The sequence below is a fragment of the Mycobacterium parascrofulaceum ATCC BAA-614 genome (assembly GCF_000164135.1).
In the GTDB taxonomy this organism is placed as follows: Bacteria; Actinomycetota; Actinomycetes; order Mycobacteriales; family Mycobacteriaceae; genus Mycobacterium; species Mycobacterium parascrofulaceum.
The window spans coordinates 198,155-219,653 of the sequence record NZ_GG770553.1; the positions used below are offsets into that span (position 1 = coordinate 198,155).

The 21,499-nt window shown below is 70.7% G+C and carries 20 protein-coding genes; 12 read left to right on the top strand and 8 right to left on the bottom strand.

Going from position 1 to position 21,499, the window contains the following annotated elements; translation table 11 throughout:
• On the bottom strand, positions 1-828 hold an 828-nt coding region (locus HMPREF0591_RS01000; RefSeq protein ID WP_007166514.1), incomplete at its 3' end, for an arylamine N-acetyltransferase family protein.
• Between the two features lie 94 nt (positions 829-922).
• On the opposite strand from HMPREF0591_RS01000, the gene HMPREF0591_RS01005 reads away from it, so the two are divergent.
• Positions 923-1,525: a mycothiol-dependent nitroreductase Rv2466c family protein gene (locus HMPREF0591_RS01005; protein ID WP_007166515.1), complete on the top strand. Its 603-nt coding sequence runs from the start codon at positions 923-925 to the stop codon at positions 1,523-1,525.
• A 147-nt stretch (positions 1,526-1,672) separates the two neighbouring features.
• Positions 1,673-4,825, top strand: a complete 3,153-nt coding sequence (locus tag HMPREF0591_RS01010) for a serine/threonine-protein kinase (protein ID WP_007166516.1) — start codon at positions 1,673-1,675, stop codon at positions 4,823-4,825.
• Positions 4,826-4,847: 22 nt separating this feature from the next.
• Here the strand turns inward: HMPREF0591_RS01010 and HMPREF0591_RS01015 are convergent, their stop codons facing one another.
• The 5 genes from HMPREF0591_RS01015 to hsaA all read right to left on the bottom strand — a co-directional run bounded on the left by HMPREF0591_RS01015 (position 4,848) and on the right by hsaA (position 8,989).
• Positions 4,848-5,210 carry a DUF732 domain-containing protein gene (locus HMPREF0591_RS01015; protein ID WP_007166517.1) on the bottom strand — a complete coding sequence of 121 codons (363 nt, stop codon included), beginning with the start codon at positions 5,208-5,210 and terminating at the stop codon, positions 4,848-4,850.
• 249 nt (positions 5,211-5,459) lie between these two features.
• Positions 5,460-6,023, bottom strand: coding sequence for a 3-hydroxy-9,10-secoandrosta-1,3,5(10)-triene-9,17-dione monooxygenase reductase subunit (gene hsaB / locus HMPREF0591_RS01020; RefSeq protein WP_007166518.1), 564 nt, complete (start codon positions 6,021-6,023; stop codon positions 5,460-5,462).
• 2 nt (positions 6,024-6,025) lie between these two features.
• Complete coding sequence (gene hsaC, locus HMPREF0591_RS01025) at positions 6,026-6,928, bottom strand: iron-dependent extradiol dioxygenase HsaC (RefSeq protein WP_007166519.1); 903 nt, start codon at positions 6,926-6,928, stop codon at positions 6,026-6,028.
• A complete protein-coding gene (gene hsaD, locus HMPREF0591_RS01030) occupies positions 6,928-7,800 on the bottom strand; it encodes a 4,5:9,10-diseco-3-hydroxy-5,9,17-trioxoandrosta-1(10),2-diene-4-oate hydrolase (protein ID WP_007166520.1) in 873 nt (290 codons plus the stop codon). The genes hsaC and hsaD overlap by 1 nt, the downstream gene beginning before the upstream one ends.
• Before the next feature lie 4 nt (positions 7,801-7,804).
• Positions 7,805-8,989 carry a 3-hydroxy-9,10-secoandrosta-1,3,5(10)-triene-9,17-dione monooxygenase oxygenase subunit gene (gene hsaA, locus HMPREF0591_RS01035; protein ID WP_040620852.1) on the bottom strand — a complete coding sequence of 395 codons (1,185 nt, stop codon included), beginning with the start codon at positions 8,987-8,989 and terminating at the stop codon, positions 7,805-7,807.
• Positions 8,990-9,145: 156 nt separating this feature from the next.
• On the opposite strand from hsaA, the gene HMPREF0591_RS01040 reads away from it, so the two are divergent.
• Together HMPREF0591_RS01040 and HMPREF0591_RS01045 are read left to right on the top strand one after the other, a co-directional pair.
• Positions 9,146-10,228 (top strand): ferredoxin--NADP reductase, encoded by a 1,083-nt coding sequence (locus tag HMPREF0591_RS01040; RefSeq protein WP_007166522.1) that lies wholly within the window; start codon positions 9,146-9,148, stop codon positions 10,226-10,228.
• Positions 10,229-10,278: 50 nt separating this feature from the next.
• Positions 10,279-10,812, top strand: a complete 534-nt coding sequence (locus tag HMPREF0591_RS01045) for a hypothetical protein (RefSeq protein WP_007166523.1) — start codon at positions 10,279-10,281, stop codon at positions 10,810-10,812.
• 86 nt (positions 10,813-10,898) lie between these two features.
• Here the strand turns inward: HMPREF0591_RS01045 and HMPREF0591_RS01050 are convergent, their stop codons facing one another.
• The gene (locus HMPREF0591_RS01050; protein WP_007166524.1) at positions 10,899-13,019 is read right to left on the bottom strand and encodes an acyl-CoA dehydrogenase family protein; all 2,121 of its coding nucleotides are present in this window, start codon (positions 13,017-13,019) and stop codon (positions 10,899-10,901) included.
• Positions 13,020-13,342: 323 nt separating this feature from the next.
• Here HMPREF0591_RS01050 and kstR point away from each other — a divergent pair, with 323 nt between their 5' ends.
• A complete protein-coding gene (gene kstR, locus HMPREF0591_RS01055; protein ID WP_040621610.1) occupies positions 13,343-13,942 on the top strand; it encodes a cholesterol catabolism transcriptional regulator KstR in 600 nt (199 codons plus the stop codon).
• Here kstR and HMPREF0591_RS01060 read toward each other — a convergent pair.
• A complete protein-coding gene (locus HMPREF0591_RS01060; protein ID WP_040620855.1) occupies positions 13,939-15,018 on the bottom strand; it encodes an Rv3575c family transcriptional regulator in 1,080 nt (359 codons plus the stop codon). The two genes, kstR and HMPREF0591_RS01060, sit on opposite strands and share 4 nt — an antisense overlap.
• A gap of 130 nt (positions 15,019-15,148) precedes the next feature.
• Between HMPREF0591_RS01060 and HMPREF0591_RS01065 the strand changes: the two genes are divergently transcribed.
• From HMPREF0591_RS01065 to HMPREF0591_RS01095, 7 genes are read left to right on the top strand one after another with little or no spacing between them, the layout of a single operon-like run.
• Positions 15,149-16,081 carry a metal ABC transporter solute-binding protein, Zn/Mn family gene (locus HMPREF0591_RS01065; RefSeq protein WP_040620857.1) on the top strand — a complete coding sequence of 311 codons (933 nt, stop codon included), beginning with the start codon at positions 15,149-15,151 and terminating at the stop codon, positions 16,079-16,081.
• A complete protein-coding gene (locus HMPREF0591_RS01070) occupies positions 16,078-16,902 on the top strand; it encodes a metal ABC transporter ATP-binding protein (RefSeq protein WP_007166528.1) in 825 nt (274 codons plus the stop codon). Before HMPREF0591_RS01065 ends, HMPREF0591_RS01070 begins: the two co-directional genes overlap by 4 nt.
• Complete coding sequence (locus HMPREF0591_RS01075) at positions 16,899-17,759, top strand: metal ABC transporter permease (protein ID WP_007166529.1); 861 nt, start codon at positions 16,899-16,901, stop codon at positions 17,757-17,759. Before HMPREF0591_RS01070 ends, HMPREF0591_RS01075 begins: the two co-directional genes overlap by 4 nt.
• 37 nt (positions 17,760-17,796) lie before the next feature.
• Complete coding sequence (locus tag HMPREF0591_RS01080; RefSeq protein ID WP_007166530.1) at positions 17,797-18,510, top strand: sensor domain-containing protein; 714 nt, start codon at positions 17,797-17,799, stop codon at positions 18,508-18,510.
• A gap of 52 nt (positions 18,511-18,562) precedes the next feature.
• The gene (locus HMPREF0591_RS01085) at positions 18,563-19,321 is read left to right on the top strand and encodes a LamB/YcsF family protein (RefSeq protein WP_007166531.1); all 759 of its coding nucleotides are present in this window, start codon (positions 18,563-18,565) and stop codon (positions 19,319-19,321) included.
• A complete protein-coding gene (locus HMPREF0591_RS01090; protein ID WP_007166532.1) occupies positions 19,321-20,238 on the top strand; it encodes an MBL fold metallo-hydrolase in 918 nt (305 codons plus the stop codon). Before HMPREF0591_RS01085 ends, HMPREF0591_RS01090 begins: the two co-directional genes overlap by 1 nt.
• A gap of 15 nt (positions 20,239-20,253) precedes the next feature.
• Positions 20,254-21,495 (top strand): SLC13 family permease, encoded by a 1,242-nt coding sequence (locus tag HMPREF0591_RS01095; protein ID WP_007166533.1) that lies wholly within the window; start codon positions 20,254-20,256, stop codon positions 21,493-21,495.
• Positions 21,496-21,499: the final 4 nt, after the last annotated feature.

The following is a 21,499-nucleotide window of genomic DNA, read 5'->3' on the forward strand; positions in this document are numbered from 1 at the left end:
GGCGTCCAGGACCTTGTCGAGGCGGGCTTCGAGCGCGCCGCGGTCGCCCAGGTCGGCCACGTTGACGCCGAACCGGTCGGCGAGGGTGTCGACCACCGCCGCCGCGTCGTCCAGGCGGATCTTCTCGCTGGCGTCGGCCCGATGGATGGCCAGGTTTCGGCCGGCCAGGTTCATCCGGGCGTCGGCGGTGACGCACGCGGCCGTCAGCCCGGTCACGAAGTGCGACGACGGGTTGGTGGAGACGAACCAGCTGCCCACCAACAGGTCGATGTCCGGCGCGGTCCGGGTGCCGAATTCGTAGAGCGGCTGCCACTCGCCGCGCACCTGGGCCGCCAGGACGAGTCCGTCGCCGCGGTCGTCCAGCCGGTAGGGCTCGTGGGTTGTCTGCTGGACGGTGCCGGTCTCGATGCGCAGCGGCGAGGTCGGTGTCTGCCCGCCGAAGCCCACGTCGACCAGGTAGGCGCCGTGGGAGCCGGGAAACGTCACCGCCAACACGGTGTGCGTCTGCGCAGGCAACGGCGCGTCGGGCGGCCGCATCCACACCACCCGCCCGGCCAGGCGCCGCACCCGGAAGCCCAGTTCGGCCAGCACATAGCCCATCAAGCCGTTCTGCTCATAGCAATAGCCGCCGCGGCCCCGGCGTACCAGCTTGCCGGCGAGGACACCCGGGCTCAGGTCGTCGACCGGCACTCCCAGCAGGGGATCGAGGTTCTCGAAGGGAATCGCCATGGTGTGCGCGCTCACCAGGGCCCGCAGCACCTCCAGGGTGGGCGCCGCGGCGCCGCCATAGCCGATGCGGTCGAAGTACTCGCCCAGGTTCAGCGTCATGAGGCCATTCTGCTGCCAACGCCGTCGGCAGGCGTGCGACGGCCGGCAGCGGGTATGCCGTTTTAGGACCCAAGCCCTGACGAAGGAGGAGCCCATGGCCGATGTCGACCTCTATCTCGACCCCGTCTGCCCGTTCTCCTGGGTGACCGCGCACTGGCTGCTGGACGCCGCGCAGTCGACGCAGACGCCCGTCACCCTGCGGCAGATGAGCCTCGCGGTGCTCAACGAAGGCCAGGACGCCGACCCCAAAGAGCAGGCCATGATGGAGCGGTCGACGCGGCTGGGACGCCTGTTCGCCGCGGTCGTCGACGCGCGGGGGCCGGACGCGTTCGCCGGCCTCTACGAGTCGGTCGGTCGCCGGCTCCATGTGCGCGGGGAGGACGTCACCGGGCCCGCGATCCGCGCGGCCCTCGCCGAGAACGGCCTCGAGGAGCGCCTGGCCGACGCGCTCGACGACAGCGGCTTCGACGCAGCGGTCAGGCGCGCCCACCGGGCCAGCCAAGACGCCTTGGGCGACGAGGCCGGCAGCCCCATCATCGCGATCGACGGCCGGGCGTTCTCCGGACCGGTCCTGACCCGATCGCCGGACGCGAAGGACGGGGTGCGGCTGCTCGAGGCCGTGCTCACCATGGCCGCCGTCCCGGAATTCGCCGCGCTGCAACGTCCGTATCAGGGGCCCCCGACCATCGAGCCCTGAGCGTGGCCGGCGGCGTCGTGGGCTAACTTGCCCCGACTCGCCGCGGGGGCCCCGAACGAAGCTGGCCGAAAGGCCCACCCGCGAGATTCTGAGCGCTAGTCTTGAGCTCGCCAATCACATATTTCGCGGAGGGTTGAGCGCCAGCAAATGCCTGAAGAGCCCCGGCCCGACAGTGTCGCACCGGTACCGAGCGGCATCGCCGCGGAGCTGGCGGCTGCGGGGTTCGAGGACGCACGCCAAGTCGCCCGGGGCGGCGCCGGGGTCATCTACTGCTGCTACGAGACCGCGCTCGGCCGCAGCGTCGCGGTGAAGGTGCTGCCGTCACACATCGACGACGACAGCCGGGAACGGTTCCTGCGCGAGGGCTACGCGATGGGCGGGCTCTCGGGTCACCCGAACATCGTGAACATCCTGCGGGTCGGCGTCACGGGAAGTGGCAAGCCCTACATCGTGATGCCGTACCACTCGGCCGACTCGCTGGCGGTGCGGCTGCGCCGGGAGGGACCGGTGCCCTGGCCCGAGGCGTTACACATCGGCGTAAAGCTCTGCGGCGCACTGGAAACCGCGCACCGCACCGGTACGTTGCACCGCGACATCAAGCCGGCCAACATCCTGGTGAACGACTACGGCGAGCCGCAACTGAGCGACTTTGGGATCGCCCACATCGAGGGCGGGTACGAGACGGCGACCGGGTTCTTCTCCGGCACCATCGACTTCACCGCGCCCGAGGTGATGACGGGCAACCCCGCGACGGTCGCCTCCGACATGTATTCGCTGGGGGCCACGCTCTACGCGCTCATCGCGGGCAACGCGGCGCACGAGCGCAAGAAGGGCGAGGACCTGATCGCGCAGTATCTGCGGATCAGCACCACCGGCATCCCGGACATGCGTCCCGACGGCATCCCGGACGCGGTGTGCTCGGCGATCGAGAGGGCGATGTCCATCGACCCGGCCGAGCGGCCGGCCTCGGCCGAGGAGTTCGGCCGGGAGCTACAGGCCGCCCAGCGCCGCAACGGTCTCAAACCCGACGCGATGGCGATCACCGGACGGCCCTCCGCCGTCGCGGCGGACGTTCCGCATGCCGCGCCGGTTCCGCCCGCCAGCCTCAGCGAGGCGGCGCGGCCGTCGGCCCTGAACACCTCGAGCATGCCCGCGCCGCCGCGGGGCGGGCACGACGACCCGACCTCAGCCATCAGCGCCCCGATCGAGCACGACCACGCGCTTCAGACCGCGGCTTACGCGCAGTCGCCCGCCGAGCTGTCGGAGGCGGCCAGCCTGCTGCGCGCCGGGCACGCGGCGGCGACGGAACCGAAGGTGAGCCCGCCCAAGGCCGCCGCGGCGCCGGCCGGCCGCAACGGCGGCGGCCAGGGTCCGCCGCGCGGCCCCCGGGAACGGGTGGCCGTGTGGTTCGCGGAGCCCGGGAAAAAGCGCAATCGCGTCGCGCTGACCGCGGGGGCGCTGGCCGCGGTCCTGCTGCTGGTCGTCGGTGGCGTCTATTTCGCGCTCTCGCCCGACAACAAACAGGGCTCGACTGGCGCGTCGGGGCAACCGACCGCGCAGCCGCCCATGCAGTGGAAGCCGATCACCAACGCGCGCATCTCGCGGGACGCGGCGGCCACCACGCAGGCCGACGGCACGATCTGGATCTTCGGCGGCATCCGCAGCGACGGCGCCCTCACCGGGCTGCAGGAGGGCTATGACCCCGTCATCGACAGCTGGAAGGGCGGCGACGACCTACCGGTCCCCGTCTCACACGCGATGGCGGTCACCTGGCAGGGCAACCCCGTCGTGCTCGGCGGCTGGAAATCCGAGGGCGGCAAACCCGTTGCCAGCGATCAGGTTTGGCGGGTCGTCAACAGCCGCTGGGTGGAACTGCCACACCTGTTGCAGCCCCGGGCGGCCGCGGCGGCGGCCGTGGTGGGCGACCGCCTGGTCGTCACGGGCGGCGTGGACGCCGGCGGTGCGCTGCTGAACACCACCGAGGTGTTCGACGGCAACGCCTGGACCCTGGCCGCGCCCATCCCGACCCCGCGCCAGCTGCTGGCCGCGGCCTCGGACGGGAAGCTGGTGTACACCGTGGGCGGGACCAACGGCACGGCGGACCTGGCGGCGGTCGAGGCGTACGACCCGGCCGCGAAGACCTGGACGTCGTTGCCGGCGCTGAGCCAGCCGCGCAGCGACCTCGGGGTGGCGATCGTCGACGGGCGCCTGGTCGCCGCCGGGGGCGCGTCCGCGGGGCAAGTCCTCAAGACCGTCTCCGCGTTCGACCTGATGACGAAGACGTGGTCCGGGCTGCCGGACATGGCGATGGCGCGCCACGGCATGGCCGTCGACGCGGTGGAGAAGTCGGTGTACGCGATCGGCGGGTCGACCGCCGTCGGCGACGGCCAGCTCACCTCGTCGGCGGAAACGCTGAAGCTCCCGGCCCGCAGGATCCAGCCGGCGTCGCAATGGCGCACGCTGCCGGACGCGCCGACGGCCCGGCTGATGACCGCGTGGGCCGTCGTCGGCGACAAGATCTGGATCGTCGGCGGCCTGCGCAACGGTGTCGCGCTGCAGACCGTCGAGAGCTACGACCCGCGCACCGGTGCCTGGCAGACGGGACCCCCGCTGCCCATGCCGCTGCATCACGCCGCGGCGGCGGCCTACCGCGGCGAGGTGGTGGTGTTGGGGGGCGCGAGCGACCAGCTCGCCGACGCGTTCAACAAGGTGTTCGCGCTGCGCGGCGGGAATTGGGTTGAGCTGCCGCATCTGACGCACGCGCGCGCGGCGCCGGCCGCGGCGGTGGTGGGCGACAAACTCGTCGCCGTCGGCGGCCAGAACGCCAAGCAAATCGTTCCCCAGACCGAGGTCTTCGACGGCAATTCGTGGAAGGACGCCGCCGACATGCCGACCCCGCGCGAACACCTGGCGGCGGTGTCGGATGGCACCTACGTGTACGCGATCGGCGGCCGGTTCCTTTCCGCGGACAAGAACTCCGCGGCCAACGAGCGGTTCGACCCGCAATCGGGCACCTGGACGAAGCTGGTGGGCATGCCGACGCCACGCGGCAGTTACGGCGCGACCTACATCGACGGCCGCATCGTGGTGGTCGGCGGCGAGGAACCCACCATGGTGCTGAACGTCGTGGAGATGTACGACATCGCCGACGCGAAGTGGAGCACCCTGCCCCCGATGCCGACCGCGCGCCACGCCGAAGTGGTGGCGACGGTGGGGAACACGGTCTACTGCATCGGCGGCGCGAACCGGCCGACCCACGAGGGGCCGATCGCGACGGTGGAGGCGCTGGACTTCATGTAGCGGCGGTGACCGCGCGCCCGGATCAATCGACTGGCGCGGGTGATGCGTTCAGCATTGCGCGCACATCGGGGCAATAGGTGGAATGGGCAACGCTCACCATGGATGCGACCTCTTTGAGCGATACCTTCCGCGAATCCAAATTGGGGTGGATGCCCTGGGCGATCTGGTCATACGAGTAGCCCCAGGCGATGTCGTCGCAGATGAGCCGCCCCATCGTGGTGAGAGGGAGGTCGTGATCGGCGGGCCAGGTGAGACCGAGGGTGTGCAGCCGGGCCAAGTAGGCGTCGTCGGCGGTGTCGGCGGTCGCCATGCCCGGGTTCGTCAACAGCACGGCCCCGGCCAGCACCGGGGCGGTCAGTCCGGCGAGCCGGCGCGGTGAGAGCATGTCTTTGCTTCCTTTCCCGGGGTGCAACCGAATCCGGCGGGGCGCAGTGGATTACGCATATCGTCGCCGCGGCAGGCGACGTCGCGGAACGCCGCGCGGCTGAAACCGCCATGCCAAGCAAACTAGATCAGGCGGGTGCGCGTGTCAGCATGCGCAGCATTTGTATTCGATATGTGTTGCGCCGGGGGCATACACATCACCGGGCCGCGGACAGCGCGGGCTCGCCCCGGCGGCGCCGGCAATCCGCCCTCAGAGCCAGGTGTCCTGGGTGGTGGCGGTGAGGAACGCCTCGAGGTCGTCGCGCCACTGTGCGGGCGTGGTCTTGTCCGGTTCGATCCCGGTGTATTCCCCGCGGTAGAACAGCAGGGGGCGCGGCTTGATCTTGGGCGCCTCCGACAACGACTGGACGGCGCCGAAAACCACGAAGTGGTCGCCGCCGTCGTGCACGGACGCCACCGTGCAGTCGATGTAGGCCAGCGACCCGTCGATGATCGGGGACCCGAGTTCTGAGGCGTGCCAGTCGATTCCGGCGAACTTGTCGGGTTCCTTCGAGCCGAAGCGCGCGGATACGTGCTTCTGCTTCTCGGTCAGCACGTTGACGCAGAACCGGCCGCTGGCCTCGATGGCTTGCCAGGATCGCGACACCTTGGTGGGGCAGAACAACACCAGCGGCGGGTCCAACGACAACGCCGCGAACGACTGGCAGGCGAAGCCGACCGGTACGTCGTCGTGCACCGTGGTGATGATGGTGATGCCGGTGCAGAACTGGCCGAGCACCTGCCGGAAGGAACGGGGATCGATCGGTGCCGACATGGTCAGCCGCGGGCGCCGACCGTGAAGTCGTGGCCCCACAAACTCACGGCGGTGCTTTCCCGGGCGACCCAGCCGTCGTCCTCGACTTGCCTACCCTCGCAGCCGAATTCGACGTCGAACCCGCCCGGTGTCTTCATGTAGAACGACAGCATCAGGTCGTTGACGTGCCGGCCGAGCGTGGCCGACATGGGCACCTTGCGGCGCAACGCGCGGTCCAGGCACAGGCCCACGTCGTCGGCGTTTTCGACCTCGATCATCAGGTGCACGATGCCGCTGGGCGTCGGCAGCGGCAGGAAGGCCAGACTGTGGTGGCGCGGGTTGCAACCGAAGAACCGCAGCCATGCCGGCGCGCCGTCGGCGGGCCGGCCCACCACCTGCGGCGGCATCCGCATCGAGTCGCGCAGCTTGAAGCCGAGCACGTCGCGGTAGAAGTGCAGGGCCTCGTCGTCGTCGCGGGTGGACAGCACCACGTGCCCCAGCCCCTGCTCACCGGTGACGAACTTGTGCCCGTAGGGGCTGACCACGCGGCGGTGCTCCAGCGCCACCCCGTGGAAGACCTCCAGGCAGTTGCCGGACGGGTCGGCGAACCGGATCATCTCGACGACACGGCGGTCCGCCAGTTCGGCGGCGGTGGCCTCCTTGTACGGCACACCCTCGAGGTCGAGCCGGTTCCGGATCTCTTGCAGCCCTTCGGCGTTGGCGCACTCCCAGCCGGCCTCCATCAGGTGGTCACGCTCGCCCGGCACGATCACCAGCCGGGCCGGGAAGTCGTCCATCCGCAGGTACAGCGCACCCTCGGTGTTACCGCTCCCCTCGACCATGCCGAGCACCTTCAGGCCGTATTCACGCCAGGCCGCCATGTCGGTGGCCTCGATGCGCAGGTACCCCAGCGATCGGATGCTCATCACGCACCTCCCAGGAAATCAACGGTCAATTTGTTGAACTCGTCGAACTTCTCCACCTGCGCCCAATGCCCACACTGCCCGAAAACGTGGAGCTGCGCACGCGGAATGGTCTTCAGCGCGACCAGCGCGCCGTCGAGCGGGTTGACCCGGTCCTCGCGACCCCAGATCAGCAGCACGGGCTGGCGCAGCCGGTGCACCTCGCGCCACATCATCCCGAGCTCGAAATCGGTTCCCGCGAACGACATTCCCATCGCGCGGGTCGCCGTCAGCGACTCCGGCGTGCTGGCCAGTGCGAACCGCTCGTCGATCAGCTCGGGGGTGATCAGCTTCTGGTCGTAGACCATGACGCGCAGGAACGCCTCGAGGTTTTCCCGGGTCGGTGCGGCCGAGAACTTGCCGAGCCGTTTGACGCCCTCGGTCGGGTCGGGGGCGAACAGGTTGATGCTCAGTCCGCCGGGGCCCATCAACACCAGCCGGCCGGCCCGGTCGGGATGGTCGAGGGCGAACCGCACCGCGGTGCCCCCGCCCAGCGAATTGCCCACCAGCGGAACACGCCCCAGGCCGAGCTGGTCGAAGAGGCCCTTGAGCGCCCGCGCGGCGTACCGGTTGAACTGGCCGTGCTCGGCGCGCTTGTCGGAGAGCCCATAGCCGGGCTGGTCGACGGCCAGCACGTGGAACCGCTGCGCCAGCACCGGGATGTTGCGGGAGAAGTTCGTCCAGCTCGCCGCGCCCGGACCGCCGCCGTGCAGCAGCACCACGGTCTGGTCGTTGCCGGCCCCGGCCTCGTGGTAGTGCAGCTTCAGCGGTCCGTCGACGTCGACTTCGGCGAAGCGCGAGGTCGACTCGAACGTCAGCTCTTCGGTCGCCGTCACGGCGTCAGACCATCGTGTCGCCCGGCGGCAACCCGAATTCGTTGTTCCCGAAGATCTGGTAGGCCCGCTCGGGGTCGTTGGCCGCGTGCACCCGGCCGGCGTGCGCATCCCGCCAAAAGCGTTGCACCGGTTGGTCGTTGCCCAGGGCGGTCGCGCCGGAGGCCTCGAACAGCCGGTCGATCGACGCGATCGCGCGTCCGGTCGCCCGGACCTGGTCGCGGCGGGCGCGGGCGCGCAGCTCGAACGGGATCTCCTTGCCCGCGGACAACAGTGCGTACTCGTCGGCGACGTTTCCGCTCAGCTGGCGCCAGGCCGCGTCGATGTCGCTGGCCGCCTCGGCGATGCGCACCTTGGCGAACGGGTCGTCCTTGGCCTTCTCGCCGGCGAACGCCGCGCGCACCCGCTTGCCCTGGTGCTCCACGTGCGCGTCGTACGCGCCGTAGGCCATGCCGACGATCGGCGCGGAAATGGTGGTGGGGTGCATTGTGCCCCAAGGCATCTTGTAGACCGGTGCGGTGTTCGTCTGGTACCCGCCGGCGGTGCCGTCGTTCATCGCCTTGTAGGACAGGAACCGGTGCCGGGGCACGAAGACGTCCTTGACGACCACGGTGTTACTGCCGGTGCCGCGCAGGCCGACGACGTGCCACACGTCGTCGATGCGGTATTCGCTGCGGGGGATCAGGAAGCTGCCGAAGTCGACCGGGCGGCCGTCCTTGATCACCGGACCGCCGAGGAAGGCCCAGGTGGCATGGTCACATCCCGAGGACCAGTTCCACGATCCGTTGACCAGGTATCCGCCGTCGGTCACCACGCCCGCGCCCATCGGCGCGTACGACGACGACACCCGCACGTTCGGGTCCTCGCCCCAGACTTCCTCCTGGGCCTGCTGGTCGAACAGCGCCAGGTGCCAGTTGTGCACGCCGATGATCGAGCTCACCCAGCCGGTGGAACCGCAGGCGCTGGCCAGCCGCCGCACCGCCTCGTAGAACAGGCCCGGGTCGCATTGCAGCCCGCCCCACTGCTCGGGTTGCAGCAGGGTGAAGAAACCGACGTCCTGGAGCTCCTGAACGGTCTCGTCAGGCAGCCGCCGCAAATCCTCCGTGGCCTGAGCGCGCTCGGAGATCCGCGGCAGTAGGTCGTCGATGCCGGCCAACACCGACTGCGCGTCACGCTGTTGAATGGACGTCACTAGGTTTGCCTCCTGGGCCAAACTTACTCAGTGGACTTACACCAGAGACTAGAACACGTTCCGATTTGTGTCGAGCAGGGTATTCCTGCGGCTGGTAGCGATACGAATCCACTTTTCTGTAACATGTTCTAGTTGAAACGAGAGGGAGGATCGGTCTTGGTCGAGGCCAATCTCGACGAGCCGCTCGGTGACCACGTCCTTGAACTGCAGATCGCCGAGGTCGTCGCCGAGACGGACGACGCGCGGTCGCTGGTTTTCGCGGTGCCCGACGAGCCGGGCGATCCCGGCATCCCGCCCGAACGGCTGCGCTACGCGCCCGGCCAGTTCCTGACGCTGCGCGTGCCCAGCGAGCGCACCGGCTCGGTGGCCCGCTGCTACTCGCTGTGCAGCTCGCCGTTCACCGACGACGCGCTGACCGTCACGGTCAAGCGGACCGCCGACGGGTATGCCTCGAACTGGCTGTGCGAGCACGCGCGGACGGGCATGCGGATCCACGTGCTGGCCCCGTCGGGCAACTTCGTCCCGAAAACGCTCGACGACGACTTCCTGCTGATGGCGGCGGGCAGTGGGATCACCCCGATCATGTCGATCGCCAAGTCGGCGCTCGCCGAGGGCGGTGGCCAGGTGACCCTGCTGTACGCCAATCGCGATGAGAAGTCGGTGATCTTCGGCGACGCGCTGCGCGAGCTGTCCGCCAAGTATCCGGACCGGCTCACCGTGGTGCACTGGCTGGAATCGGTGCAGGGGATGCCGAGCGTGGCCGCGCTGGCCAAGCTCGCCGCGCCCTATACCGATCGGCCCGTCTACATCTGCGGGCCCGGCCCCTTCATGGATGCCGCCCGCGAGGCGCTGGAGTCGCTCAAAGTGCCTGCGGCGCAGATACATATCGAGGTTTTCAAGTCGCTGGACTCCGACCCGTTCGCGGCGGTGAAGATCGAGGACACCGCCCCGGGCGACCAGCCGCCCGCCACCGCGGTGGTCCAGCTGGACGGCGAGACCCACACCGTGTCGTGGCCCCGCAACGCCAAGTTGCTCGACGTCTTGCTCGCCAAGGGCCTCGACGCGCCGTTCTCCTGCCGCGAGGGCCACTGCGGCGCGTGCGCATGCACCTTGAAAACCGGCAAGGTGAGCATGGAGGTCAACGACGTGCTCGAGCAGCAGGACCTCGACGACGGCCTCATCCTGGCCTGTCAATCTCACCCGGAATCTGATTCGGTAGAAGTCACCTACGACGAGTAGTCGCGGGGCTAGGTTCACCCTCAGGGTCGGCGAACCGAAAGGGGAGCGGGATGAAGCGGCTGATAACGGTGTTTGCCGTCGTCGGATCGGCGTTGACGTTCGCGCCCGCCCCGGCCGCCGGGGCGGCCAGCAACACCGCCACCACGCTGTTCCCGCTGGACGGGCCCAACCAGCTGGAGACGCGGACCGTCCTGAACTGCTTCAAGTCCGACGGCCACTGCGACTTCACCGCCGGCGCGGACATGCTGACGCCGGACGGGGTGACCGGCTTCCCGCCGGGCCTGTGGGCGCGGCAGACCACCGAGATCCGGTCGTCGAACCGGCTGGCCTACCTGGACGCGCACGCCACCAGCCAGTACGAGCGGGTGATGAAGTCGATGGGGTCAGACGAGATCACCACCGTCTACTTCGGGGAGGGCCCGCCGGACAAATACCAGACCAGCGGCCGCATCGACTCCACCGACTGGCAGACGGGCCAGCCCAAGACCGACAACAACGTCATCGTCTGCACCCACATCCAGGTGGTCTATCCCGGGATCAACACCACCTCGCCCAGCACCTGCGCCCAGACGACGTTTTCCTAGGTTCTCCGCCGCCCAGATTGCGCCCACGGTCGTGATTTCGTGCTATCCACGACCGCGGCGGCAATCTCGGCGGATTTGCGAACGACCTAGCGCGGGAGGCCCAGCAGCCGCTCGGCGGCCACGGTGAGCAGGATCTGCTCGGTGCCGCCGGCGATGGTGAGGCAGCGGGTGTTCAGGAAGTCGTACACCGCGTGGTTGCGGACCAGCCCGCCGCCCTCGGAGACGTCCATCATGTACTCGGCCAGCGCCTGCCGGTAGCGCACCCCGATGAGCTTGCGGACGCTGGACTGCGCGCCCGGGTCCTGCCCGCCCACGGCGAGCTGGGCGATCCGCTGGTCGAGCAGCGCGCCGGTTTGGGCGATGGCGATCAACCGGCCCAGCCGATCCTGTTGCGCGGCATCGAGATCCAGCTCCGCGAGCACCTTGAGCAGCTCCTCCATCGGGTTGCCCAGCGCGGTGCCGGTGGCCATCGCGATCCGCTCGTTGGCCAGCGTCGTGCGGGCCAGCCGCCAGCCGTCGTTCACCGCGCCGACCACCATCTCGTCTGGGACGAACACGTTGTCCAAAAAGACCTCGTTGAACAGCGAGTCACCGGTGATCTCGCGCAGCGGGCGGATCTCGATACCCGGCGCCTTCATGTCGACCAGGAAGTAGGTGATGCCCTTGTGCTTCGGCGCCTCCGGATCCGTGCGCGCCAGGCACACGCCCCATCGCGCCTTGTGCGCCGCCGAGGTCCAAACCTTCTGCCCGGTGAGCAACCAGCCGCCGTCACCGCGCACGGCCTTGGTGCGCAGCGACGCCAGGTCGGACCCGGCGCCCGGCTCGGAAAACAGCTGGCACCAGAGGAATTCGCCGCGCAACGTGCCCGGCACGAAGCGCTCGATCTGCTCCGGCGTGCCGTGCTCGAGGATGGTCGGCGCGGCCCACCAGCCGATCACCAGGTCCGGGCGGGCCACCCCCGCCGCCGCCAGCTCCTGGTCGATCAGCAGTTGCTCGGCCGGGGACGCGCCGCGCCCGTGCGGCGCCGGCCAGTGCGGCGCCTGCAGCCCGGCCTCGGCCAGGGCCGCCTGCCGCTTGCCCTCCGGCAGCGCGGCGATCTCCGCGACCGTCGCGGCGAGGTCCGCGCGCTGGTCCTCGACGTCGGTGAGGTCGATACCCAGGCGCCGGCGCACGCCCGACTGAGTCAGTTCGGTGATGCGGCGCAGCCAGCGCTCGGCGCCGCCGAGGAACCGGCCGATGGCGTGCGCCCGCCGCAGGTACAGGTGCGCGTCGTGCTCCCACGTGCAGCCGATGCCGCCGAGGACCTGGATGCAGTCCTTGACGTTGGCCTTCGCGGCGGCGATGCCGATGCCGGCGGCCAGGGCGGCCGCGATCGAGAGCTGGCCGGCGTCGCTGTCCGCCGCGGCGCGGGCGGCGTCGGCCGCGGCCACCTCGGCCTGCTCGGCGCGACAGAGCATCTCCGCGCACAGGTGCTTGACGGCCTGGAAGCTGCCGATCGGCTTGCCGAACTGCTCGCGGACCTTGGCGTAGTCGACGGCGGTGTCCAGGGACCATCGGGTCACGCCGGCCGCCTCGGCCGCCAGCACGGTCGCCGCCAATTCCTCGACGCGCTCGGGGGATTCGACGACGCTGGCCGGCGCCGACGTCAGCTCCACCCGGGCCAGCGGGCGGGAGAAGTCGGTGGCCTCCAGCGGCTCGATCCGCACGCCCGGAGACGCGGCGTCGACCAGCAGCCACTGCCCCGCGGCGGGGAGCAACAGGATGCCGCCGTCGGCGGCACCCAACGCCAGCGGCACGGCGCCGGACGCCCGGGAGGTTTCGGCGTCGAACCGGACGTCGCCTTCCAGCGCCAGCCCGGCGAAGCGTTCGCCGGCGGCCAGCGCCGCCGCCAGGTCGGGGTCGGTGACGACGAGCGTCGCCAGGGCGGTGGTGGCCACCGGCCCGGGCACCAGCGCCTTGGCCGCCTCCTCGACCATCGCGCACAGGTCCTCGACGGTGCCGCCGGCGCCGCCGTGCTCCTCCGGGATCGCGACGCCGAAGATGCCCAGCTCCGCCAGCCGGGCGAACACCGGGCGCCACGCGTCCGCGTCGCCCTGCTCCACCGCGCGGATCGCCGCGGTCCCGCCCGGACCGGACGTCGCATTGCGGGCCCAGTCGCGCACCAGGGCGCGCGCGGCGAACTGCTCGTCTGTGACGGTCGCAACCACTCTTGGGACCTCCGCGTCCTCGATTCGGCGTGACGTGGGGCCTACGACCCCTAGCCCTCGATTCTCCTGCTTGCCTCGGGTCGCTGCGCAACCCGCCTCCCCGCAGACTAGAACGTGTTCTAATAGTGCCAGCGATCGACCGTCAAGTCGAACGGCATCACAGCAGCACACGCGGCTGTCCCGGCGGTACGGAGGTGGGAAATTCACACTCAGCATGCGTATCGTTTGCAAGCGAGCCGCCAGGAACAGGAGCAACCCGCCACATGCCAGCCAGTGCCAACTCGAGCCGCGCTTCTGACTCGCAGCCGCGCGAGGTGGTGAACGTGGCGGTTTTGGCGGAGTCGGAGCTCGGCTCGGAGGCCCAGCGGGAACGCCGCAAGCGCATCCTGGACGCCACCATGGCCATCGCATCCAAGGGCGGCTACGAAGCGGTCCAGATGCGTGCCGTCGCGGACCGCGCCGACGTGGCGGTGGGCACGCTGTACCGGTACTTCCCGTCGAAGGTGCACCTGCTGGTGTCGGCCCTGGGCCGCGAATTCAGCCGCATCGACGCCAAGACCGACCGCTCATCGGTCGCCGGGGGTACGCCGTTTCAGCGGCTGAACTTCATGGTCGGCAAGCTCAACCGCGCCATGCAGCGCAATCCGTTGCTCACCGAGGCGATGACGCGCGCCTACGTCTTCGCCGACGCGTCGGCGGCCAGCGAGGTCGACCAGGTCGAGAAGCTGATCGACTCGATGTTCGCCCGGGCGATGGCCGACGGCGAACCGACCGAGGACCAGTACCACATCGCCCGGGTCATCTCCGACGTCTGGCTGTCCAACCTGCTAGCCTGGCTCACCCGGCGCGCCTCGGCGACCGACGTCAGCAAGCGGTTGGATCTGGCGGTGCGGTTGCTGATCGGCGACCAGAACGGCGGCTAGCCCGGCGGGCCGGCGGTGCGGCCGCGGACCAGCTCGGTGTCCAACACCTCGACGACGGGCAGGCCCGACCGCGGCGGGCTCAACAGCAGCTCTCCCGCGCGGCGGCCCTTCTGCAGGCTCGGCTGCGACACCGTCGTCAGCCCCCGGCCGAGCGCGTCGGGCACCCCGTCGAAACCCGTGACCGTCATCTGCCCGGGCACGTAAATGCCATGTGCGCGAAGGTAATCCATCGCGGACAGCGCCAAGATGTCGGCCGTGCACATCAGCGCGGTGATCCGCGGGTTGGCCTCCAGCGCCGCCCTGGCGGCGGCGCCACCGGAGTCCGGCTGGTGTTCGTAGCTCTCCACCACGGTCAGCGCGTCGAGGTCGACTCCGGCCGCCGCCATCGCCTCCCACACCCCGATGATGCGTTCGCGCTGCACGTCGAAGGCCGGCGACCGCAGCCGGTCGGCGTCCACCAGCCCTTGCCGGCGGTCCCGGCCCAGCCGCATGGTCAGCAGCCCGATCTCGCGATGCCCCAGCCCGAGCACGTAGTCCGCCAGCTCGCGCATCGCCGCCCGGTCGTCGATACCGACCCGGGAGACCCCGGCGAGCCCCTTCGGCTGGTCGACGACCACGACCGGCAGCCGGCGCTGCAAGACGACCTGCAGATACGGGTCGTCCTCGCAGACCGAATACACCACGAAGCCGTCCACGCCGGCGCCCAGCACCGCGCCCGTCCCGTCCTGGATGCTGCGCCCGGGGCCGACGGCCACCAGCAGCAGTCCCTGGCCGAGCTCCTCGCAGGACTGGGCGACCCCGGCGACGAAATCCCGCGCGGCGGGGTCGCTGAAGAAGTAGGTCAGCGGTTCGGCCATCACCAGGCCGACCGCACCCGCCTTGCGGGTGCGCAGCGAGCGCGCCACCGGATCGGGGCCCGGGTATCCCAGCCGCTTGGCCGTCGCGAGCACCCGTTCGCGCAGGTCGGCGGAGAGCTGATCCGGCCGGTTGAAGGCGTTCGAAATCGTGGTGCGCGAAACCTTCAGTTCGTCCGCCAACGATGCCAGAGTCGCACGCCGGCGCGATGCGGGACTCACGTCCGGTGACGCTACAGCGAATCCGCATCGGCGCCTAAGCGGTGGCGACCCCCGACTTTGTAGATGGAAACGATTTTCATTAGTATTGTGGGTCGGCCGGTCGGCCGGTGAGAGGAAATCGGACGTGCGCATGGCGCTCAAGCGGGGACGACGGGCGGCGGCCGGCGCGCTGCCCGCCGCGCTGGTCTTGCTGGCCGCCGCCATCGCGCCCACCGGATGCGAAAGTCCGGCGCATCCGCGCGCGGCCACCGTCGTGGCCTCCACCGCCGTCTGGGGCAGCGTGGCGAGCGCCATCGCCGGCCGTCACATCACGGTCAACTCCATCCTGACCGGGGGCGACACCGACCCGCACTCGTATGCGGCCAGCCCGTCGGACGCCGCCGCCATCGCCGACGCCACCCTGGTCGTCTACAACGGCGGCGGCTACGACCCCTGGGTGGAGCAGGTGCTCGCCGGGCACCCGGGCGTGAAATCGATCGGCGCCTATTCGTACCTGAGACCGGCCGTCCCCGGGGGGCAACCGGCCAACGAGCATGTGTTCTACGACCTCGACGTCGCCAAATCGGTGGCGTTCGCGATCGCCGAACGCATGTCCGCCATCGACCCGGCCCACGCCGCCGACTATCGGGGCAACGCCGCCGAGTTCTGCCGCGGCGCCGACGCCGTCGTCATCTCCGAACACGCCATCGCCAGCGCCTATCCCGGCACCGGGGTGATCGCGACCGAACCGGTCGGCTACTACCTGCTGGCGGCGTCCGGGCTCATCGACCGCACGCCGTCGACCTTCACCGCCGCCAACGAGAACGAAACGGATCCCTCGCCGTCCGACATGGCGTTCGTCCTCGACCTGATCGCCCGCCGTCAGGTGGCGGCGCTGCTTATCAACCCCCAGACGTCCACCGCGGCGATCAACGCGCTGCGCGACGCCGCGCGCCGCGCGGGCGTGCCGGTGACGAACGTGAGCGAAACGCTGCCCGTCGGAACCGATTACCTGACCTGGCAGCGCGGCACGGTCAACCAGCTGCTGGCCGCGCTGCAGTCGGGCCGGTCGGTACAGCCGTGAGCCTCGACGCGGTACCCGCCCTCGACCGCTACCCCGACACCGTGTCGCTGCGCGGTGCCCGGCTGGCGTTCGGTGATCGCGTGCTGTGGGACCACCTCGACCTGTCGGTCTCGCGCGGCGAGTTCATCGCGGTCCTCGGCCCGAACGGCAGCGGCAAGACCTCGCTGCTCAAGGTGCTGCTGGGCCAGCTGTCGCTGTCGGCCGGGGTCGCGCTGGTGGGCGGCAAGCCGCTGGGCGCGGGTGGCCGCCGCGTCGGCTACGTGCCGCAACACCGGCCGATGGACCACGACGTGCTGCTTCGGGGGCGCGACCTGGTCCGGCTGGGCGTCGACGGGCATCGCTGGGGCGGCCTGCCCCTGAGGTCGGCCGACCGGGCCCGCCGGCGCGTGGCCGTCGCCGACGCGCTGCGACAGGTCAACGCCGAACACCTGGCCGACGTCTCGGTGGGCGTGATGTCGGGCGGCGAGCTGCAGCGGGTGCGAGTCGCGCAGGCGCTGGTGAGCGACCCGATGCTGCTGCTGTGCGACGAGCCGCTGTTGGCCCTGGACCCGGCGAACGCGAGGCTGGTCTCCGCGCTGATCGAGCGCCGCCGCCGGGACGCCGGGACCACCGTCATCGTCGTCACCCACGACCTCAACGCGATCCTGCCGTACGTGGACCGGCTGGTTTACCTGGTCGACGGACGATTCCGGATCGGCACCGTGGAAGAAGTGATGACGACCGAGACGCTCTCCATGCTGTATCGGGCCGACATCGCGGTGGTGAAGGTCAGGGACCGCTACGTGGTGGTGGGCGACACGACCGAGGGCGCCCACCCGTGAATCACCGGCTCACCGACGTCCTGGCTCATCTGCTCGACTTCGGCATCACCGCCCACCTGCTGGGCCACGATTTCGTCCAGCAGGCGTTGCTGGCGGCCGCGCTGCTGGGGCTGGTGGCCGGGCTGATCGGGCCGTTCATCGTGATGCGCCAGATGTCGTTCGCCGTGCACGGGTCCAGCGAATTGTCCTTGACCGGTGCGGCTTTCGCGCTGCTGGTCGGCGCCGAGGTGGGGGTGGGCGCGCTGGTCGGCAGCGCTCTGGCGGCCGCGCTGTTCGGCGTCCTGGGGCGGCGGGCCCGCGAACGCGACTCGGTCATCGGCGTGGTGCTGGCCTTCGGCCTGGGCCTGGCCGTGCTGTTCATCTACCTGTACCCGGGCCGGACCACGACCAGTTTCGCGTTGCTCACCGGACAGATCGTCGGCGTCGGCTACACCGGGCTGGCCATGCTGGCGCTGGTGTGCGTGCTGGTGATCGCCGTCATCGCGACCTGCTACCGCCCGTTGCTGTTCGCCACCGTCGATCCCGACGTCGCCGCGGCCCGCGGCGTGCCCGTGCGCGCGCTGGGCATCGTGTTCGCGGCCCTGGTCGGCGTGGTGGCCGCCCAGGCCGTGCAGATCGTCGGGGCGCTGCTGGTGATGTCGCTGCTGATCACGCCGGCGGCCGCGGCCGCGCGCGTGGTGTCCTCCCCGGCCGCGGCGATGGTCGCCTCGATCGTCTTCGCCGAGGTTTCCGCCGTCGGCGGCATCGTGCTGTCGCTGGCGCCCGGGGTCCCGGTATCGGTCTTCGTCGCGGGGATTTCGTTCCTGATCTACCTGTTCTGCTGGTTGCTCGGGCGCCGGCAGGGGGCCGCCGCTTAAGCTTGTCGGCACAGATCGGCCCGGTGTGCGAAAGGCTGTGGTGCGTAGGCAATTCCCGATCCTGCTGCAGGCGGCGGTGTGCGCCCTCACGGCCGGGTGCACCACCGTCGTCGGCGGCAGCGCCGCGCCCGCGGACACCCACGGTCCGCTGACGCAGGCCCCGGTGCCCGTCACCGCGCTGGACGGGTTGCTGCTCGACGACAGGAAGATCGACGACATCGTGGGCCTGGGAATGCGGGTCCGGTATCGCACGCAGGAGATGTGGGACTCGAGCCAGACGTTCGGCGAGAAGAGCTGCCTGGCGATGGCCGGGCCCGCCCAGCAGGCCGTGTATGCGGACACCGGCTGGACCGCGGTGCGCGGCGAACGACTGGACGACAGCTTCGCCGACCCCACGGTGCGCAACTACTCCGCCAACCAGGCCGTGATCGCCTACCCCGCGGCCCGTCAGGCCGACGCGTTCTACGACGCCTCGGTCCGAAGGTGGTCCGCCTGCGCCAATCGCCGATTCGTCGACCATCCTCCCGGTCAGCCCGAGACCGCTTGGGCGGTAGGCGATTCCCACAAGGTCGGCGGCACGCTCAGCACGTCCGAGGAACAGGTGGGCAGCGAGGACGGCTGGCGGTGTCAGCGCGCGCTGACCGCGCGCAACAACATCGTCATCGACGTGGAGGCGTGCGGCTCCTTCCTGCCCGGCGCGGCCGCGGTCGACGTGGCCCAGCAGATCGCGGCCGCGGTCGCCACCCGGTAGCGACGGGGAAGCCTCTCCGCACGGCGCCGGCGCCGCCCCATAAGCTGGGCGGGTGGCCCGCATCGACCTCAACGCCGACCTGGGCGAGGGCTTCGGCGTCTGGCGCCTCGGGGACGATGACGCGATGCTGCGGATCGTCACCAGCGCCAACGTGGCGTGCGGGTTCCACGCGGGCGATCCCGCCGAATTGTTGCGGGTCTGCCGGTCCGCCGGCGAGCGCGGCGTCCGCATCGGGGCGCAGGTGAGCTATCGAGACCTGGCCGGGTTCGGCAGGCGCTTCATCGACGTCGCCGCCGACGACCTCGCCGCGGATCTGGTGTATCAGATCGGCGCCCTGCAGGCGATCGCGCGGGCCGCCGGCTCCGCCGTGTCCTACGTCAAACCCCATGGCGCCCTGTACAACACGATCGTGACCCACCGCGAGCAGGCGGCCGCGGTCGCCGAGGCGGTGGCGATGGTGGACCCGGCGCTGCCGGTGCTGGGCATGGCGGGCTCGGCGTTTTTCGACGAGGCGGCCCGCCGCGGCCTGCGGACGGTGGCCGAGGCCTTCGCCGACCGCGCCTACCGGGCGGACGGCCGGTTGGTGTCCCGCCGCGAGCCCGGCGCGGTGCTGCACGACCCAGCGGAGATCGCTGACCGCGTCGTCGGCATGGTGACGGCCGGCCGGGTCACCGCCGTCGACGGCACGCAGATCGCAGTCAACGTGGAATCGGTTTGCGTGCACGGCGATTCGCCCGGAGCGGTGCGGATCGCGACCGCCGTCCGCGATCGACTGGCGGCCGCCGGGGTCGGGATCGGGGCGTTCAGCTGATGCGGCTCAAACCCGGTCGCCCCGACATCGGGCGGTACGCGGACCGGTTCGACGCGCCCGCCGCCGAGCCCGGGTCCCTGTCGGTGCTGTGGATGGGCGTGGCGACGCTGCTGATCGACGACGGGTCGTCTGCGCTGCTGACCGACGGCTACTTCTCCCGGCCGAGCCTGGCGCGGGTGGCCGCCGGCAAGGTGGCGCCGTCGCCGGCCCGCGTCGACGGCTGCCTGGCCCGGGCGAAGGTGTCCCGGCTGGAGGCCGTCGTCCCGGTGCACACCCACGTCGACCACGCGCTGGATTCCGCGCTGGTGGCCGACCGCACCGGTGCGCGCCTGGTCGGCGGTGAGTCGGCGGCCAACGTCGGGCGCGGCTACGGCCTGCCCGAGGACCGGCTCGTGGTGGCCGCCGGCGGTGAGCCGATTGCGCTGGGCGCCTACGACCTGACGCTGATCGAGTCGCATCACTGCCCGCCGGACCGGTTCCCGGGCACGATCGACGCGCCGCTGACGCCGCCGGTCAAGGCGTCCGCCTACCGCTGCGGCGAGGCCTGGTCGGCGCTGGTGCACCACCGGGCGTCGGGCCGGCGGCTGCTGATCCAGGGCAGCGCCGGTTTCGTCGAGGGCGCGCTGGCCGGCCGGCGCGCCGACGCGGTCTACCTATCCGTCGGCCAGCTGGGCCTGCGGCCGAGGTCATACCTCGTCGACTACTGGACCGAGACCGTGCGCGCGGTCGGCGCGCGCCGGGTGATCCTGATTCACTGGGACGACTTCTTCCGGCCGCTGTCAAAGCCGCTGCGCGCCTTGCCCTATGCCGGCGACGACCTGGACTGCTCCATCCGTGTCCTCGACGAGTTGGCCGCCCGGGACGGTGTCGCGCTGCACCTGCCGACGGTGTGGCGGCGCGAGAACCCCTGGGCGTGAAGCGGTTCTAGAACATTGACGCTGACCCTTGCGCTGGCGCTGCTCGCCGCCGTCCTGGCCTTCGCCGTCGTGCGCCCACGGGGCTGGCCGGAGGCGGTGGCGGCCCTTCCCGCCGCCCTCAGCCTGATCGCGGTGGGGGCCATATCGGTGCATCAGGCGGCGGAGGAAGTCGCCGGGCTCGCGGGGGTGGTCGGGTTTTTGGGCGCGGTGCTGGTGCTGGCCAAGCTGTGCGACGACGAGGGCTTGTTCGAGGCGGCGGGTGCGGCGATCGCCCGCGGACGTGTCGGATCGGGCCCTCTGCTGCGGCGGGTGTTCGTGATCGCCTCGCTGATCACCGCGGTGCTGAGCCTGGACACCGCGGTGGTCTTGCTGACCCCGGTGGTGCTGGCCGCCGTCCGCCGGTTGCGAACCCCGGTGCGGCCGTACGCCTATGCCACCGCACACCTGGCGAACGGGGCATCGCTGCTGTTGCCGGTGTCGAACCTGACCAACCTGCTGGCGTTTCACGCCGCCGACCTTTCGTTCACCCGGTTCACGCTGCTGATGGCGTTGCCGTGGGTGGGCGTGGTGGTCACGCTCTACGCGGTATTCCGCTGGTTTTTTGCCAAGGACCTGCGCGTGCAGCCCCGCCCGGACGAGCCCGGGCCCCCGCCGCACCCCCCGGTGTTCGTGTTGGTGGTCATGGGGCTGACGCTGGCCGGGTTCGCGGTGGGCCAGACGGTCGGGGTGGCCCCGGCCTGGGTGGCCCTCGCCGGCGCCGTGGTGCTGGCCGTGCGCAGCCTGAGCCGCGGGCACACCTCGGTGGTGGACGTCGCCCGTTCGGCCCACGTGTCGTTCCTGGTCTTCGTGCTGGCGCTGGGCGTCGTGGTCCGGGCGGTCATGCTCAACGGCATGGACAGGGCCATGTCGGCGGTGCTGCCGTCCGGCTCGACGCTGCCCGCACTGCTCGCCATCGCCGCCGTGGCGGCCGTGCTGGCCAATGTCGTCAACAACCTGCCCGCCACGCTGGTGCTGCTGCCCCTGGTCGCGCCGAGCGGACCGGTCGCGATCCTGGCCGTCCTGCTCGGGGTCAACATCGGGCCCAACCTGACCTACGTCGGTTCCCTGTCGAACCTGTTGTGGCGGCGGGTGCTCCGCCACCACGACGTCGACGCCGGCGTGGGCGAATACACCCGTCTCGGGGTGTGTACCGTGCCGGCGTCCCTGCTGATCGCGGTGCTCGCGCTGTGGGCGTCGGCGCGGTTGCTCGGCGTCTAGCTCT